Source organism: Streptomyces sp. NPDC001663 (genome assembly GCF_042893105.1).
Classification (GTDB): Bacteria; Actinomycetota; Actinomycetes; order Streptomycetales; family Streptomycetaceae; genus Streptomyces.
The window spans coordinates 67131-81305 of sequence record NZ_JBIAUR010000022.1 but is presented as its reverse complement, the minus strand read 5'-3'; the positions used below and the strand labels follow the sequence as shown (position 1 = coordinate 81305).

The 14175-nt window shown below is 70.3% G+C and carries 13 protein-coding genes; 3 read left to right on the top strand and 10 right to left on the bottom strand.

Features of this window, described 5'->3' with window-relative positions; translation table 11 throughout:
- Positions 1-24: 24 nt before the first annotated feature.
- The 10 genes from ACFY1L_RS47415 to ACFY1L_RS47370 form a co-directional block, all read right to left on the bottom strand.
- A complete protein-coding gene (locus tag ACFY1L_RS47415) occupies positions 25-726 on the bottom strand; it encodes a gamma-glutamyl-gamma-aminobutyrate hydrolase family protein (RefSeq protein WP_388840209.1) in 702 nt (233 codons plus the stop codon).
- Positions 723-2213 (bottom strand): aldehyde dehydrogenase, encoded by a 1491-nt coding sequence (locus tag ACFY1L_RS47410; protein ID WP_388840206.1) that lies wholly within the window; start codon positions 2211-2213, stop codon positions 723-725. The genes ACFY1L_RS47415 and ACFY1L_RS47410 overlap by 4 nt, the downstream gene beginning before the upstream one ends.
- A gap of 129 nt (positions 2214-2342) precedes the next feature.
- Positions 2343-3800, bottom strand: a complete 1458-nt coding sequence (locus tag ACFY1L_RS47405; protein ID WP_388840203.1) for an APC family permease — start codon at positions 3798-3800, stop codon at positions 2343-2345.
- A 216-nt stretch (positions 3801-4016) separates the two neighbouring features.
- Positions 4017-4646, bottom strand: a complete 630-nt coding sequence (locus ACFY1L_RS47400; RefSeq protein WP_388840201.1) for a TetR/AcrR family transcriptional regulator — start codon at positions 4644-4646, stop codon at positions 4017-4019.
- A gap of 35 nt (positions 4647-4681) precedes the next feature.
- Positions 4682-5527, bottom strand: coding sequence for a fumarylacetoacetate hydrolase family protein (locus tag ACFY1L_RS47395; RefSeq protein WP_388840198.1), 846 nt, complete (start codon positions 5525-5527; stop codon positions 4682-4684).
- Between the two features lie 11 nt (positions 5528-5538).
- A complete protein-coding gene (locus ACFY1L_RS47390; protein ID WP_388840195.1) occupies positions 5539-6444 on the bottom strand; it encodes a 3,4-dihydroxyphenylacetate 2,3-dioxygenase in 906 nt (301 codons plus the stop codon).
- A complete protein-coding gene (locus ACFY1L_RS47385) occupies positions 6437-7900 on the bottom strand; it encodes an aldehyde dehydrogenase (protein ID WP_388840193.1) in 1464 nt (487 codons plus the stop codon). The genes ACFY1L_RS47390 and ACFY1L_RS47385 overlap by 8 nt, the downstream gene beginning before the upstream one ends.
- Before the next feature lie 99 nt (positions 7901-7999).
- Positions 8000-8812, bottom strand: coding sequence for an acetoacetate decarboxylase family protein (locus ACFY1L_RS47380; RefSeq protein ID WP_388840190.1), 813 nt, complete (start codon positions 8810-8812; stop codon positions 8000-8002).
- A 12-nt stretch (positions 8813-8824) separates the two neighbouring features.
- Positions 8825-10033: an NAD(P)/FAD-dependent oxidoreductase gene (locus ACFY1L_RS47375; RefSeq protein WP_388840187.1), complete on the bottom strand. Its 1209-nt coding sequence runs from the start codon at positions 10031-10033 to the stop codon at positions 8825-8827.
- Positions 10034-10038: 5 nt separating this feature from the next.
- A complete protein-coding gene (locus ACFY1L_RS47370; protein WP_275774798.1) occupies positions 10039-10227 on the bottom strand; it encodes a ferredoxin in 189 nt (62 codons plus the stop codon).
- A gap of 211 nt (positions 10228-10438) precedes the next feature.
- Between ACFY1L_RS47370 and ACFY1L_RS47365 the strand changes: the two genes are divergently transcribed.
- From ACFY1L_RS47365 to ACFY1L_RS47355, 3 genes are all read left to right on the top strand, one after another.
- A complete protein-coding gene (locus ACFY1L_RS47365) occupies positions 10439-11794 on the top strand; it encodes a glutamine synthetase family protein (protein WP_388840183.1) in 1356 nt (451 codons plus the stop codon).
- 16 nt (positions 11795-11810) lie between these two features.
- On the top strand, positions 11811-13094 hold the full coding sequence (locus tag ACFY1L_RS47360) for a cytochrome P450 (RefSeq protein WP_388840180.1): 1284 nt from the start codon (positions 11811-11813) through the stop codon (positions 13092-13094).
- A 94-nt stretch (positions 13095-13188) separates the two neighbouring features.
- The gene (locus ACFY1L_RS47355; protein WP_388840177.1) at positions 13189-14148 is read left to right on the top strand and encodes a LysR family transcriptional regulator; all 960 of its coding nucleotides are present in this window, start codon (positions 13189-13191) and stop codon (positions 14146-14148) included.
- Positions 14149-14175 lie beyond the last annotated feature (27 nt).

The following is a 14175-nucleotide window of genomic DNA, read 5'->3' as shown; positions in this document are numbered from 1 at the left end:
GCCGCGCGCGCCCGACGAGCGGCGTCAGTGTCCGTCCCGGGCGGCTCTCACGAGCGCGTCGAACAGGCCCTGCTGGGCGGCGTCCTCGTGGGCGGTGTCCTCCGGGTGCCACTGGACGGCCGTGAACCACCCATGGCCGCCGGGGAGTTCGAGCCCCTCGACGGTTCCGTCGGCGGCCCGCGCCGTGATGGCGAGCCCTGCCGCGATGCCGCTCACCCGCTGGTGGTGGTAGCAGGACGCCTCCACCTTCTGCACGCCGGTGGCCCGCTCCAGCAGCGTGCCGCGCCGGATCGCCACCGGGTGCACGACGTGTCTGTGCTCGCTGTCCGGGCCGCCCATGTCCTGCTCCAGGGTGCCGCCGAGGGCGACGTTGACGACCTGCAGGCCGCGGCAGACAGCCAGCAGCGGCAGGCCCGACTCCAAGGCGGTACGGGCGACTTCGAGGTCGAAGGCGTCCTGCACCTCGTCCACGTCGTAGACGCTGGCATGTGTGTCGATGGCGTCGTAGCGATGCGGTGCGAGGTCGCCGCCGCCGGGGAGCAGGACACCGTCGAAACGGGCGAGGCGGGCCGCCACGTCGTGCTCGGCCGGGTGGATGCTCGCCGGTTCGCCGCCGGCCCGCCACACCGCCTCGATCAGGGTGCGGGCGTTGACCTCGGCGGCGTACCGCAGTGCGGAGGTCGTGGCGGAGAAGCGGGCCGGGACGGCGATGAGGGGCCGCGTCACAGCTGGATCCAGGTGGTCTTGAGCTCGGTGTACTTCTCGATGGCGTGGACGGACTTGTCGCGGCCGTTGCCCGACTGCTTCATACCGCCGAAGGGGACCGTCAGGTCGCCCTCCTCGTAGCAGTTCACCCAGACCGTCCCGGCCCTGAGCGCGCGCGAGACCTTGTGGGCCGTCGACAGATCGGAGGTCCACAGGCCGGCGGCGAGGCCGTACTCGGTGGCGTTGGCCAGCCGTACCGCCTCCTCCAGGTCGTCGAAGGTGAGCACGGACAGGACGGGGCCGAAGATCTCCTCGCGGGACAGGCGCATGCCCGGGTCCACCTGGTCGAAGACCGTGGGGCGCAGATAGCTGCCGCCGGTGTCGGCCAGCATGCGCCCGCCGCCTGCCCGCAGTCGTGCGCCTTCCTCGACGCCCGTGCCGATGTGGCCGAGGACGCGTTCCAGGTGGCTCTCGCCCACCATCGCGCCCATCTCGGTCGCCGGGTCCAGCGGATCACCGACCCGCAGTTCCCCGGCCCGGGTGACGATCGCCTCGGTGACGCGTTCGGCGACGGAGGAGTGCACCAGCAGCCGGGAGGGGGCGGTGCACATCTCGCCCTGGTTGAAGAAGATGCCCCAGGCGGCGGTGGCGGCCGCCTGCTCCAGGTCGGGGGCGTCCGGCAGGATGATGTTGGGCGACTTGCCGCCCAACTCCAGCCAGACGCGCTTGAGATTGGAGTCGGCGGCGTAGCGCAGGAAGTGGCGGCCGACCGCCGTCGAGCCGGTGAACGCCAGCACATCGACGTCGGGGTGCAGGCCCAACGCCCGCCCCGCCACCGGACCGTCACCGGTCACGACGTTGAGCACGCCCGGCGGCAGTCCGGCCTCGCTCGCGATCCGGCCCAGCAGCAGAGCCGACAGCGGGGAGTTCTCCGACGGTTTGAGTACGACCGTGCAGCCCGCCGCCAGCGCCGGTGCGACCTTCCAACTCGCCAGCGTCAGAGGGAAGTTCCACGGAACGACCGCGCCCACGACGCCAGCCGGCTCGCGGGTGATCAGCGCGAGGGCGTCCGGGGCGGTGTGGGGCGACTCGTCGGTGAGCTTGTCCGCCAACTGGCCGTACCAGCGGAAGGTGTTGATCGCAGCGCGCAGTTCGATCCCGTACGCGTCGCTGATCGGCTTGCCCATCTCCAGGCTGATGGTCAGCGCGAGCAACTCCCGCTGTTCTTCCAGAAGTTCGGCGATCCGCAGCAGGATGCGACCGCGGTCGGCGGGTGCGAGGCGCGGCCAGGGTCCGGAGTCGAAGGCCCGGCGCGCGGCCGCCACCGCCAGGTCGACCTCGGCGGGCCGGGCGTCGGCCACCTCGCGGAGGACCTGCCCGTCGCGGGGCGAGACGACCGCGAACGCGGTTCCCCCGCCCGGCTCGTCCGCCCCGTCGATGTGGTGCCCGCCGGGCAGCTCCAGATCCTTGGCGCGACGCAGCAGGCCGTCGTGGGTGAGGGCCGACATCAACTCTCCTCTTTTCTAAGGGTCGTGGCGGTTCGTAGGCACTTGTATGGATGACTGGGCCGACGGCGGCACCCGGCGAGTGGTGCCGCCGTCAGCCGTGTGCGGTACGTCGGATGTCGCGCGGCGGGGTCAGTCCGTGGCGGTGTGCCGGGTGCGGGTCAGCCGTGCCACCGCGAGCCCCAGGACCAGCACCGCGGGGACGGTGAGCTGGAGCCAGACGGCGGTGGTCCGGTCGCCGCCGATGAGCGTCGTGAAGTTGTCGATGATCAGCCAGATCGCTCCGGCGATGCCGAGCGCGCCCAGAACCGGCGCGACCAGCGTGTTCCACGGCCGGGTGTCGGCGCGCGAGCGGCGGAAGAAGAACACCACCGAGACGGAGGTCAGGAAGTACAGGAGCATGATCGCCAGTACGGCGACTCCGCTGAACCAGGAGAAGAGCGTCAGCACCGGGTCCTTGCCCAGGATCGCGAACGGCATGACCAGGGCCACCGCGATCACCGTCTGGACGATGCCGGCCAGCCAGGGGGAGTGGCGGCGGTTGAGCGTGGTCAGCCCGTGCGGCAGCAGACCCTCGCGACCCAGGGAGAACAGGTAGCGGTTGGCCGAGTTGTGGAAGGCGAGGATGCCGGCGAACAGCGAGGTGGCCAGCAGGATCGGCAGCACGTCGCCCGCCCAGCCGCCGAACTGCGCGGTGATGGGGGCGAAGACGAAGGACGTGGCGTCGCCCGACTCCAGCGCCTTGCCCGCCTCCGCGGTCGCCTTGGAGGCGCCGTGCGCGGAGACCAGCATCCATGAGGTGAAGGCGAAGAACCCGGTGATCACGGCGACCGACAGGTAGGTGGCGCGCGGGACCGTCTTCTTGGGCTCCCGGGCCTCCTCGCCGTAGATGGCGGTGGCCTCGAAGCCGAACATCGACGCCACCGCGAACATCAGCGCCACGCCGGGGGCGCCCTGGAGCGCGGCGTGCGGCGAGAAGCTGTCGCCGAAGCCGAGCCCCTCGGGACCGCCGCCCTTGGCGAAGGTCACCAGGGCGAAGGCGATCAGGATGCTGAACTCCGCCAGGACGAAGACGGCCAGCACCTTGGCGCCCATCTCGATCCCGGCCGCGCCGAGGATCTGGACGATCACCATGGTGACCAGCGTCCACACCCACCAGGCGATGTGTACGCCGGCGTAGTGCTCGACCAGGCCGCTCACCGTCGCGCCGTAGAGCCCGTACATGGCGGCCTGGACCGCGCAGTAGGCGAAGAGCGCGACGCCGGCGCTGCCGGAGCCGGTCGAGCGGCCCAGCCCCTTGCCGATGTACGTGTAGAAGGCGCCCGCGTCCACGACGTGGCGGCCCATGGCGACGAAGCCGATGGAGAACAACAGGACCACGACGCCGGCCGCGAGATACGCGGCGGGGGTGCCGGCGCCGTTGCCTATGGCGACGGCGATGGGGACGGCTCCGGCGATGCCGGTCAGCGGGGCCTGGGCGGAGAGGACGAAGAAGAGGATGCCCAGGACGCCGAGGGAATCGGGCTTGAGCCGGCCTGTCGTGGATGAATCTTGCGCGGTGTGCGGGGTGACCGCCGTCTGACTGTCCATTCGGATCACCTGTCGGGACGGGGAGGGAGGGTTTCGTTTAGGGTCAAACGAGTTGCCTTATCGTGGGATGGAACTATCCGTTTGGCAAGGGGCTGCGTGAAGATTTTCCGGCGCTTGGTGGTTTCTTACAGGGCCGTAACCGGGCGCCCATGTGCGCAACAGCGAAAGGCCCCGGGCGAGGAACGCCCGAGGCCTTGAAATACGCAGCTCAGAGGGTCACGTGCGAGACTCGCCGCTGCCGTCGCCATCGGCGTCGAGCAGGCGCAGCAGGGCCCGCAGCTCCTCCAAGGCGGCGTCCGTGACCTCGGGCTCGCCGAGAACGAGCTGGTGCAGGACGAGTCCGTCGAGCGCGGCGAAGACCAGCCGGGTCAGCGCCTTGTCGGCGCCGGCCGGCAGCATACGGCTCAGCTCGCGCTGCGTGGCGTCGAAGTACTCGTCGTACAGCTCGCGGAGATGCGGCAGCAGCTCCGGCCGGCGGCGCGACTCCAGCAGCAGCTCGTACTGGAATGCCTGCGTGTCCGGATCCGCCGTGACCATCTCGGACAGCCCTGCCGAGAAGTCCGCGACCTTGCCGGTGCCGGGTTCGAGGGAGCTGGTGCTCAGCGACGTGCGGATCGTGTGGGTGAGGGCCTCCTCGATCAGCGCGTCGCGCGAGCCGAAGTGGTGCACGACGAGGCCGTGGGTGACCCCGGCCTCCTCCGCGACGGCCCGGTAGGTGAGCTTGCGCAGCCCGCCGCGCGCCACGACACGTACGGCGGCGTTGAGCAGCGCCTCGCGCCCCTCGCCGTAGTGCAGGCGCTTGCGGGGCCGGCGTCGGCTCTCGGGGGCGTCGGCGGAGTCGGTCATGCCGGTGACCCTACCTGCCCCATGCGTCCGGGATGTCAGCGCTTGGGTGGGCGGATGCCGCGGAACTCCCAGTCGCCGCCGAGTGCGGTGGACAGCACCTCCTCGGACTCGGTGGGCTGGGCGCCGACGTCGGTGCGGATCGCGGTGGGGCCGGTCACGATGTGGTTGGTGAGCCTGCCGAGGCCCTCCACCTCGACCTCGACGACGTCGCCGGGCTGCACGGGGCGGGAGTTGGCCGGGGTGCCGGACAGCAGCACGTCGCCCGGGTGGAGGGTGATGGTGCGGGCGATGTCGGCGACGAGGTAGTGCATGTCCCACTTCATCTCGTCGGTCGAACCGTCCTGCACCACCTGGCCGTTGACGTACGTCTTCAGGCTCTTGCCGCGGAAGTCCCAGTCGGTGACCAGGCCGGGGCCGAGCGGGCAGAGGGTGTCGGAACCCTTCACGCGGAGCATCGAACCGGCGTCGGTGTCGCGGAAGTCGTGCAGGCCGTAGTCGTTGGCGATCGTGTAGCCCGTGATGAACTTGCCCGCCTCGGCAGGGGAGATGTTCCGCGCCGTCTTCCCGATGACGATGGCGACCTCGCCCTCGTAGTTGAGCCACTTGCAGCCCTCGGGGCGGACGATCGCTCCCTTGTGGGAGTTGAGGGCGGAGGTCGGCTTGTGGAAGTACGTGGGTGTGTCCGGGAGTTGGATCCGGAACTCGTCCACGCGGCTCTGGTGGTTGAGGTGGACGGCGATCACCTTCGACGGCACGACCGGCGGCAGGTGCTGCGCCTCCTCGATCTTGACTCGGCGGCCGTCCCCGGCGACGAGTTCGTCCCCGTCGACGGTGACCTGGACGGCGGCGCCGTCGAGGAGGATGCGGCGGTATTCGGGCATGGCGGGCCTTCCTAGGGGAGTCGGTGAGGGGTGCCGGTCCAGCCGGCGGCCGGGCGGTCGAACCACAGGTGCACCTGGCCGGTGCCGACGGAGTTCTCGTACTCGCCGTACTGGCGGGCCTTGGCGACGCAGGCCCGTTCGCCCAGCGCGCCGGCCATCATCAGGTAGTGGAAGAACTTCGCCTCGGGCTTGTGCTTCCAGAACTCGTCCATGGTGTCGAGGACTTGGTCGTGCCGGCCCTCCCTGAACCAGGCGATGCGTTCGTAGTCCGCCTCGCGGGCCTCGGGCGTGCGGATGTGCACCGGGTCGCTCGCCTCGTGGTCACGCAGCTCGCGCAACGGCCAGAACGTGTGCGACAGCGCGCCGGAGGCGATGAGCAGCACGCGCCGCCCGGGAGTTGCGGCGATCCCGTCGGCCAGCGCACGCCCCAGCCGCAGATGGTCCTCCATGTCGCCGGTCTGGCAGACACCGATGGTCACCCACCGCTTGTCCGGCAGCCCCTCGCCGAGGAACTTCCACAGGTTGATGGTGGCGTAGTAGATCGGCAGGTACTCGTCGTCGATCGCGGTGATCCAGGTGCCGTGCTTGTCCGCGAACTTCTCGACGTTACGGGCGAGTTCGGGATCGCCGGGGAAGTCGTACGGCATCCGGCACATGCCGCGCGGCAGCTCCTCGGAGGTGAAGAGCCCGGCGCGCCGCTGCTGGGCGGTGACGACGAACTCGACCGTCGTGGCCCAGTGGGAGTCGAGGACGACGACGGTGTCGTAGTCGTCCCGCTCGAAGACGTCCCTACGCAGTTGCTGCAGCCCGGTGACGAGGGTGATCTCCTTGCCCTCGTTGAGCTCCAGCCGCTCGGTCTCCGGCAGGACGATGGTGGGGACGTGGGCGAGCAGCCCGGCCCCGACGATCTCACCCATGGTTCCGGCTCCATCCGTTCGGGGCGGTCACGGTGTTCTTCAGGTCGCAGTAGAAGTCGAAGCTCCAGGTGCCGCCCTCGCGGCCCACACCGGAGAGGCGGGAGCCACCGAAGGGCGCCTGAAGGTCGCGTACGAAGAAGCAGTTGACCCAGACCGTGCCCGCGACCAGCTGCGCGGTGACTCGTTCGGCGCGCTCCCGGTCGCCGGTGGCGAGCGTGGCGGCCAGGCCGAAGCGGGTGTCGTTGGCGAGACGGACGGCCTCGTCCTCGCTGCTGAAGGTCTGCAGGGTCAGGACCGGCCCGAAGACCTCCTCCTGCACGATCTCCGAGTCCTGGGCGACATCGGTGAGCAGGGTCGGCGCGTAGTACTGGCCGTCCTTGCGATGCCCGCCGATGACGGCGCGCGCCCCGGCCGCGACCGCCCGCTGCACGAAGCCGTCGATCTTCTCCAGCTGGCGGGGGTGAATGTTGGGCCCGATGTCGGTGCCCTCGTCCCGTGGGTCTCCCTGCTTCAAACTGGTCGCCTTGTCGACAAAGCGCCGAGTGAATTCATCCATGACCGACTCCTCGACGAGGAAGCGCGTCGCGGCCAGGCAGACCTGCCCGGCGTTGTCGTACTGCTCCACCGCGAGGTCGACGGCGAGGTCCAGGTCGGCGTCGGCGAACACCAACAGCGGTGACTTGCCGCCTAGTTCGAGGCTGAGCGGGGTGAGGTTGGCGGCGGCCGACTCGGCGATCCGCCTGGCCGTCGGCACCGAACCGGTGAAGCTGATCCGCCGCACGTCCGGGTGCGAGGTGAGGGCGTCGCCGATCTCGGCGCCGTAACCCTGGACGACGTTCAGCACTCCGGCGGGCAGCCCCGCCTCGGCGGCGATGTCCGCGAGGAGAGAGGCGGTCAACGGCGACCACTCGGCGGGCTTCAGCACCACGGGGTTGCCGGCGGCGAGCGCCGGGGCGACCTTCCAAGTGGCCAGCATCAGTGGGGCGTTCCACGGAGTGATCAGCACAGAGGGCCCCGCCGGGTCCCACGAGACGTGATTCGTGTGCCCGCGCGTCTCGAAGTCCTCGTGCTCCAACTGCAGCAACCAGTCGGCGAAGAACCGGAAGTTGTGCGCCACCCGCGGCATCACACCCCGCCGGTGCGAACGCAACAGAGCGCCGTTGTCGGTGGTCTCGACGATCGCCAGCTCTTCGATCCGCTTCTCCACACCGTCGGCGATGGCATGCAGGATGCGGGCGCGCTCGGCGCGAGAGGTGGCGGCCCAGGCGGGGAAGGCGGCCTTGGCGGCGGCAACGGCGGCAGCGGCCTCCTTCGGCGTGCCGCGGGCGATGTCGCCGAGGGCACTGCCGTCAATGGGCGAGTGGTCGGCAAAGGTTTCGGCGGAGGCGACGCGCGAGCCACCGATCCAGTGCCGGGTGTCGACGGAAACACCGCCGACGATGATCTTGTCAGGCATGAGAAGGGCTCCTATCGGACGAAGGGGATGGGCGACCTACTTAGGGGGCGCGGGGAACTGCGCGATCAACCACAACGAACCCGCAGCCGCTCACCGGGCTCACTCGGCAGACGCTCCGGACGTCCCCGACTCCAACAACCGCCCGCCGTCCCAGACCACGCCGACCTGCCGGTAATACGCGGCTATCGGCTCCCGAATCTCCAACCGGGCCAACTCCTCCGTAGGCGCCTCAAAGAGCTCCAACTCGGCGTCCCCGACCCACGGTTGACCGCCCTCGAAGGAAGCGGCCCCTGACTCGATCAGCTCATCGAGAGCAAGCCCCTTCCCCTTCTCGATCGACGGCAGCCACCGGTGATGGACCATCGGATGCCCGTTCACGAACCCGTTCGTCTCCGACGGCTCCCGCAGGGTGACGACGGCCTGGGCGAGCCGCCGGTCGGCGGCGGCCAGGGTGGCACCGAACCGCGCACCGGCCTCGATGCGGGGTGCGGGACCGTACGGGTGCGGCCGCGTCTGGTGGATCGACCCGAGCTTCTTCGGATACCCCTGGTGCAGCCCGCGCGCGATGGCGAAGTCCTTGTCGACCCAGATGTACACGCACCGCGAGTACGTCTGCCCCCGGTACTTGCAGCGCACGACCGCGAAGGCCTCCTTGTACTGGGAGAGCACCGGGTCGAGCAGCTCGTCGCCGGAGGCCGAGCAGGACTGCCAGTCGGCCCAGATCAGTGCGACCGCGCCGGGGTCCTCGTCGGCCAACTCCAGGGGCCCGGGCAGCAGTTCACGCACCCGCGCCGGATCGGTCCGGTACTCGACGGTGAGCAGGTCGCCCGAGTAGCGCCATGGCGGCGACGGAATCAGCGACGAGGCACCGCTCGCCGTCTTGGGATGGAAGTAACCACGGAGACTGGACATGGCGGGCGTTCCTTACGCGGTGAGGGCGGGCTGCTCGAGCAGTTCGGCGCGATGGCGGGCGGCGGCGGACACGGCGGCGGGACCGCCCAGCGCCACGACGCCGACGAGCCGGCCGCCGTGGTGGTAGCCGACGAGGACGTCCGTGGACGGGTCGCCGTGCAGGATCCGTACGTCGTCCTTGCCCAGCACGGGCGCGCCGAAGGACTGGAGCCGGAAGTCGTGCTGGTCGCTCCAGAAGGTGGGCAACGGCGAAAAGGGCACCAACTCGGCCCCGGCGCCGGTGAGATGGGCGACCAGCACCTTCGCCGCGTGCTTGGCGGTGTCGGTCGGGATGCACCAGTGTTCGACCCGGCGCGGTACGCCGTCGTAGCGGGCGTTGGGGAAGCGGGCCACATCGCCCACCGCGACCACCTCCGGCCTTCCGCCGACCCTGAGCTGTTCGTCGGTGAGCACGCCGTCGGACAGATCGAGCCCGTTCCCGTCCAGCCACTCGGTGTTGGCGAGCGAGCCGACCGATTCCACCACGACGTCGGCGGGCAGCACGGTCCCGTCGTCGAGCACCACACCCGTGACACGGTCCTCGCCCTCGAACCCGGCGACTCCCGTGCCGAGCGCAAAACGCACCCCGCGCTGTTCGTGCCGCTCGAGCAGCGTGCGTCCGAGCAGCTCGCCGAGCGGGCCGACCATGGGCAGCGGCAGCGGATCGACGACGGTCACCTCCGCGACGCCGAGTCCTACGGCGGTGGCGGCCACCTCGCAGCCGATGAACCCGGCGCCGACCACGACCACCCGGGCACCGGGCCGGGTCAGCTCGTCCCGCAGGCCCTGCGCGTCGGCGAGGGTGCGGACCGTGTGGCGGCCGGTGAGCGGGCCGGGGCAGCTCAGCCGCCGCGGGCGCATACCGGTGGCGACGACGAGACCGTCGTAGGAGAGCGACTCGCCGTCGTCGAGCTCGACGACCCGTTCGGCGAGGCGGGAGGCGACGACCTTGGTGCCGAGGCGCCACTCCACGTCGGCCACGCTCGCGCGGGGGCGGAAGGCCAGCGACTCGAAGGGCGCCTTTCCGGCGAGCACCTCCTTGGAGAGCGGGGGCCGGTTGTAGGGCATGTGCGGTTCGTCGCCGACGAGCGTGATGGCCCCTGTCCAGCCGGCCGCGCGCAGCTGCTCGGCGGCGCGCAGGCCGGCCATGGAGGCGCCCGCGACGACGATGCGTGCGGTCATGGGGGTCAGTCCTCGATCCGGATGGCCTGGAGCGGGCACACGTCGGCGGCTTCCTCGACCTCGTCGCGCAGCGCGTCGTCCGGGTCGGAGACGTAGGCCAGGTGCCCGTCGTCGTCCAGCGAGAAGACGTCCGGGGCCGCGAAAACGCACTGGCCGTGGTCCTGGCACTTGTTCATGTCGACGACGACCTTCATGGCCGGTCCTCCTGGGAGTGAGGGCGTCGGGGGCGGGGGTGGAGAAGGAGCTCGAGCTATCTCGTTTGGCTTCAAACAACATAGGAAGCCGCGTGCCCCTGGTCAATAGCTGTCCAGGTGGATAATTTTTTGACCCCACCCCCTTGCGGGTGGACGGAGCCCTTCTTATCGTTTGGCTTCAAACAATCCGTCGGCCACCGAGGAGATCACGGTGAGCGCACCAGAAACACCGGACGTCCGTCAGTACCAGGAGCGGCTCGCCGCCGAGGGCATCGACGTGGTCCGCGTGACCTATCCCGATCTCATCGGCACCGACCGCGCCCGTGACGTCCTGGTCGAGCAGCTACAGGCGGCGAGCGAGCACGGGCTGGCCTTCTGCCGGGCGGTCTACCACACCTCGCCCCAGGGCGACGTCGTCCCCGTGACCGGCGGCCTGGACGCCGGCCTGCCCGACATCCATGTACGCCCGGACCTGGACACCCTGGTCGCGCTGCCCTGGGAGCCCGGGGTCGCCGCCTGTCTCGGCGAGACCACCGACCCGGCGACCGGGTCGCCCGCGCCCGAGTCGCCCCGCGACCTGCTGCGCTCGGTCCTCGCCCGATGTGCCGAGCAGGGGCTGCGCCCGATCGCCGGCCCCGAGCTCGAGTACTTCCTGTGCGACCAGGACCCGGCCTCGCCGAGCGGCTGGCGGCGCTACTCGGAAGCCGCCGGTGTCGTCTACACGGCCGGCCTGCGCGCCGACCCCGACAACCACCTGCTGCGCACCCTGCGCGGGCTGCGCGACCTGCGCATCGGCGTCACCAACGGCAACCACGAATTCGACGGCGGGCAGTTCGAGATCAACCTGACCCACTCCGAGGCGCTGTCGGCCGCCGACCGCTCCTTCCGGTTCAAGGCCGCCGTCAAGGAACTCGCGCGCAAGGAGGGCCGGCTCGCCACCTTCATGGCCAAGCCGTTCAACGACGCCGGCGGCTCCGGCTTCCACCTCCATCTGTCCTGCGACGACGAGCAGGGCCGCAACTCCTTCGACGACCCGACGGGTGCGTACGGCCTCTCGGCCACCGCGCGCCACGCGATCGCCGGCATCCTCGCGCACGCCCCGGCCCTCGCCGCCCTGGCCAACCCGACGGTCAACTCGTACAAGCGCTTCGGTCCGGACACCCTCGCGCCCTGGCTGATCGACTGGGGCCTGGACAACCGCAGCGCCATGGTCCGCATCCCGCCCGAGCGGGGTTCCGGCGCCCGTCTGGAGCTGCGGCTCGGCGACGCGAGCGCCAACCCGTACCTGCTGATCGCGGGCACCATCGCCGCCGCCCTGCTCGGTGTCCTGGCGGAGGAGGAGCCGCCCGCCCCGCTGGAGGGCTACGGCTACGACACCGCACGCGCGGCCGTACTCCCGATGAGCCTGCCCGCGGCCCTCGACGCGCTGGAGGCGGACACCGCCCTGACCGAGGTGCTCGGCAAGGACTTCACCACCTCTTACCTCAGCTACAAGCGCAACGAGGTCGAACGCTTCCAACGGCACGTCACCGACTGGGAGTTCACCGAGTACGCCTACCACCTGTGACGTTTGGGAGCCACCGATGACCGAGATCCTGACCCCGGCCGTGAACGAACCGATGCCGCTCGCCGACGTCGACCTCGCGAACCTCGACAACTTCACCGACGGCATCACGCCCTGGCGGATGTTCCACACCCTGCGCCACGAGGACCCGGTGCACTGGCAGCCGGAGGAGGCGCCCAACTCCGGTTTCTGGGCGGTGACCCGGCATGCCGACATCGCCCGCGTCGACCGGGACGCGGAGACCTTCACCTCGACGAAGTTCGTCAACCTCGAAGAGGTCGACGAGGACCAGATCAAGAAGCGGGCCTCCATCCTGGAGATGGACGGGGTCCGCCACCGTGCCCTGCGCAGCGTGATCCAGCGGCAGTTCGGCGCCGGCGTCATCAACAGCTACGGCGACTTCCTGCGCGGCCTGACCGCGAAGACCCTCGACTCGGCGCTCGCCAAGGGCACCTTCGACTTCGTCGCCGACGTCTCCGCGGACTTCCCGATCAACGTCCTCGCCCGCCTCCTCGACGTGCCGCCGGAGGACAACCAGCAGCTCATCGACTGGGGCAACCGCATCATCGGCAACACCGACCCCGACTACGCGGACGTCCTGCTGCACAGCGCGGAGAGCGAGAAGTACCGCGACCTGCCCTTCCGTTCCCCGGCCTCGATCGAAGTCTTCGAGTACGGACGGGAGTTGGCCCGCCAGCGGCGCGGCGGCGACGGAACCGACCTGGTCTCCAAGCTGGTCAACACCACGCCGCGGGACGGAGTGCCGCTGTCCGCGCAGGACTTCGACAACTACTTCCTGCTCCTGGTCGTCGCCGGCAACGAGACCACCCGGCACACCATCACCCACTCCATGCTGGCCCTGCTGCAGCACCCGGAGCAGCTCGCCCGCCTCCAGCAGGACCCGTCCCTGATCCCGGGAGCGGTCGAGGAGTTCCTGCGCTGGGCCTCGCCCGTCTACCACTTCCGCCGCACCGCGACCCGGGACGTGGAACTCGGCGGCAAGCAGGTCAAGGAGGGCGACAAGGTCGTCATGTGGTTCGCCTCCGGCAACCGCGACGAGGAGGTCTTCGGCAACCCGTACGACTTCGACGTCACCCGCACCGACAACGACCACGTCACCTTCGGCAAGGGCAGCCCCCATCTCTGCCTGGGCAACCTGCTGGCCCGCACCGAGATCCGCATCATGTTCGAGGAGCTGATCCCGCGGCTGGCCGACATCCGCCTGGTCGGTGACGTCCCGCGGGTGCGGTCCAACTTCGTCAACGGGATCAAGAAGCTGCCGGTCGAGGTGACCCTGGCCTGAGACTTGCCACTTGTCCGTGGCTGACCTGCGTCTTGTCTGTACGACGCCTCGATGGAACGCTCCTGTCCGGGCGACCGGACGGGGGAGCGGACCGATGGAGCTGGAGCTTCGGCATCTGCGCGTGCTGTGCGCGATCGCCGATGCCGGGAGCGTCAGCCGGGCCGCCTCGGACCTGGGTTACTCCCAGCCCGCCATGAGCACCCAACTCCGGCGCATCGAGCGGTACTTCGGCCAGGCGCTGTTCGACCGCGGGGCGACGGGAGTGAGGCTGACACAGTACGGCCTCGAAGTCGTCGCCCAGGCGCGCGACGTCCTGGCCGGTGCCGCCGCGATCGGCTGCCGTCCGGCCGCCGGGGCCACGGGATGCCGTAGGACCCTGCGGGTGGCGGCGACCAACTCCCCGGTGCTGTCCGGGCTGGTCTCCCGGGTCCGTGCCCGGCTGCCGGACGTCTCGCTCGCGGTCAGCAGTGTGTACTCCTCCGCGCGGATCGTCGAGCTCCTGGAGCAGGGCGCGCTGGACGCGGCCGTCGCCGCGGACTACCCCGGCATGGAGCTGAAGCACGCGGACACGGTGACACATCGCGGGATCGTCACCGAGCCCACGTTCGTGGCCCTCTCCTCCCGCCATCGCCTCGGACAGCAGGCCCAGGTCTCGCTCGCCGACCTGGCCGGGGAGGCGTGGTTCCTGACACCGGACGACGGAGCCGGCTGGCCGGGTGTCTTCTACACCGCCTGTGCGGCGGCCGGTTTCTCGCCGGTCGCCGTGCACGAATTCCTCGGCGACCAGGCGCAGTTGCAGAGCATGATCGCCGACGGTCTCGGGGTGTCCGTCGTCCAGGCGACGCTGCGGCCGATCCCCGACGTGGTGATCAGACCGCTGGTCGGTACGCCGCTGTGGTGCCGTTATGTGCTGGCCTGGCGGCCCGACGCGGTGGCCGGGGACGTGGCGGAGACACTGTTCCAGTCCGCCGCCTCCGCGTACCGCGAACTCGCCGGGCGGTCACCGCACTTGAGGGCTTGGGCGGCGCGGACCTGGAGCGCCGGTGGGGCGTAGGCGGTAAGGCAGAGAACCCTCCGGATC

Bases quoted from the DNA above. Each gene is read 5' to 3' on its own strand.
- ACFY1L_RS47410 (WP_388840206.1), bottom strand. From the start codon at position 2,213: ATGTCGGCCCTCACCCACGACGGCCTGCTGCGTCGCGCCAAGGATCTG.
- ACFY1L_RS47405 (WP_388840203.1), bottom strand. From the start codon at position 3,800: ATGGACAGTCAGACGGCGGTCACCCCGCACACCGCGCAAGATTCATCC.
- ACFY1L_RS47400 (WP_388840201.1), bottom strand. From the start codon at position 4,646: ATGACCGACTCCGCCGACGCCCCCGAGAGCCGACGCCGGCCCCGCAAG.
- ACFY1L_RS47395 (WP_388840198.1), bottom strand. From the start codon at position 5,527: ATGCCCGAATACCGCCGCATCCTCCTCGACGGCGCCGCCGTCCAGGTC.
- ACFY1L_RS47390 (WP_388840195.1), bottom strand. From the start codon at position 6,444: ATGGGTGAGATCGTCGGGGCCGGGCTGCTCGCCCACGTCCCCACCATC.
- ACFY1L_RS47385 (WP_388840193.1), bottom strand. From the start codon at position 7,900: ATGCCTGACAAGATCATCGTCGGCGGTGTTTCCGTCGACACCCGGCAC.
- ACFY1L_RS47380 (WP_388840190.1), bottom strand. From the start codon at position 8,812: ATGTCCAGTCTCCGTGGTTACTTCCATCCCAAGACGGCGAGCGGTGCC.
- ACFY1L_RS47375 (WP_388840187.1), bottom strand. From the start codon at position 10,033: ATGACCGCACGCATCGTCGTCGCGGGCGCCTCCATGGCCGGCCTGCGC.
- ACFY1L_RS47370 (WP_275774798.1), bottom strand. From the start codon at position 10,227: ATGAAGGTCGTCGTCGACATGAACAAGTGCCAGGACCACGGCCAGTGC.
- ACFY1L_RS47360 (WP_388840180.1), top strand. From the start codon at position 11,811: ATGACCGAGATCCTGACCCCGGCCGTGAACGAACCGATGCCGCTCGCC.
- ACFY1L_RS47355 (WP_388840177.1), top strand. From the start codon at position 13,189: ATGGAGCTGGAGCTTCGGCATCTGCGCGTGCTGTGCGCGATCGCCGAT.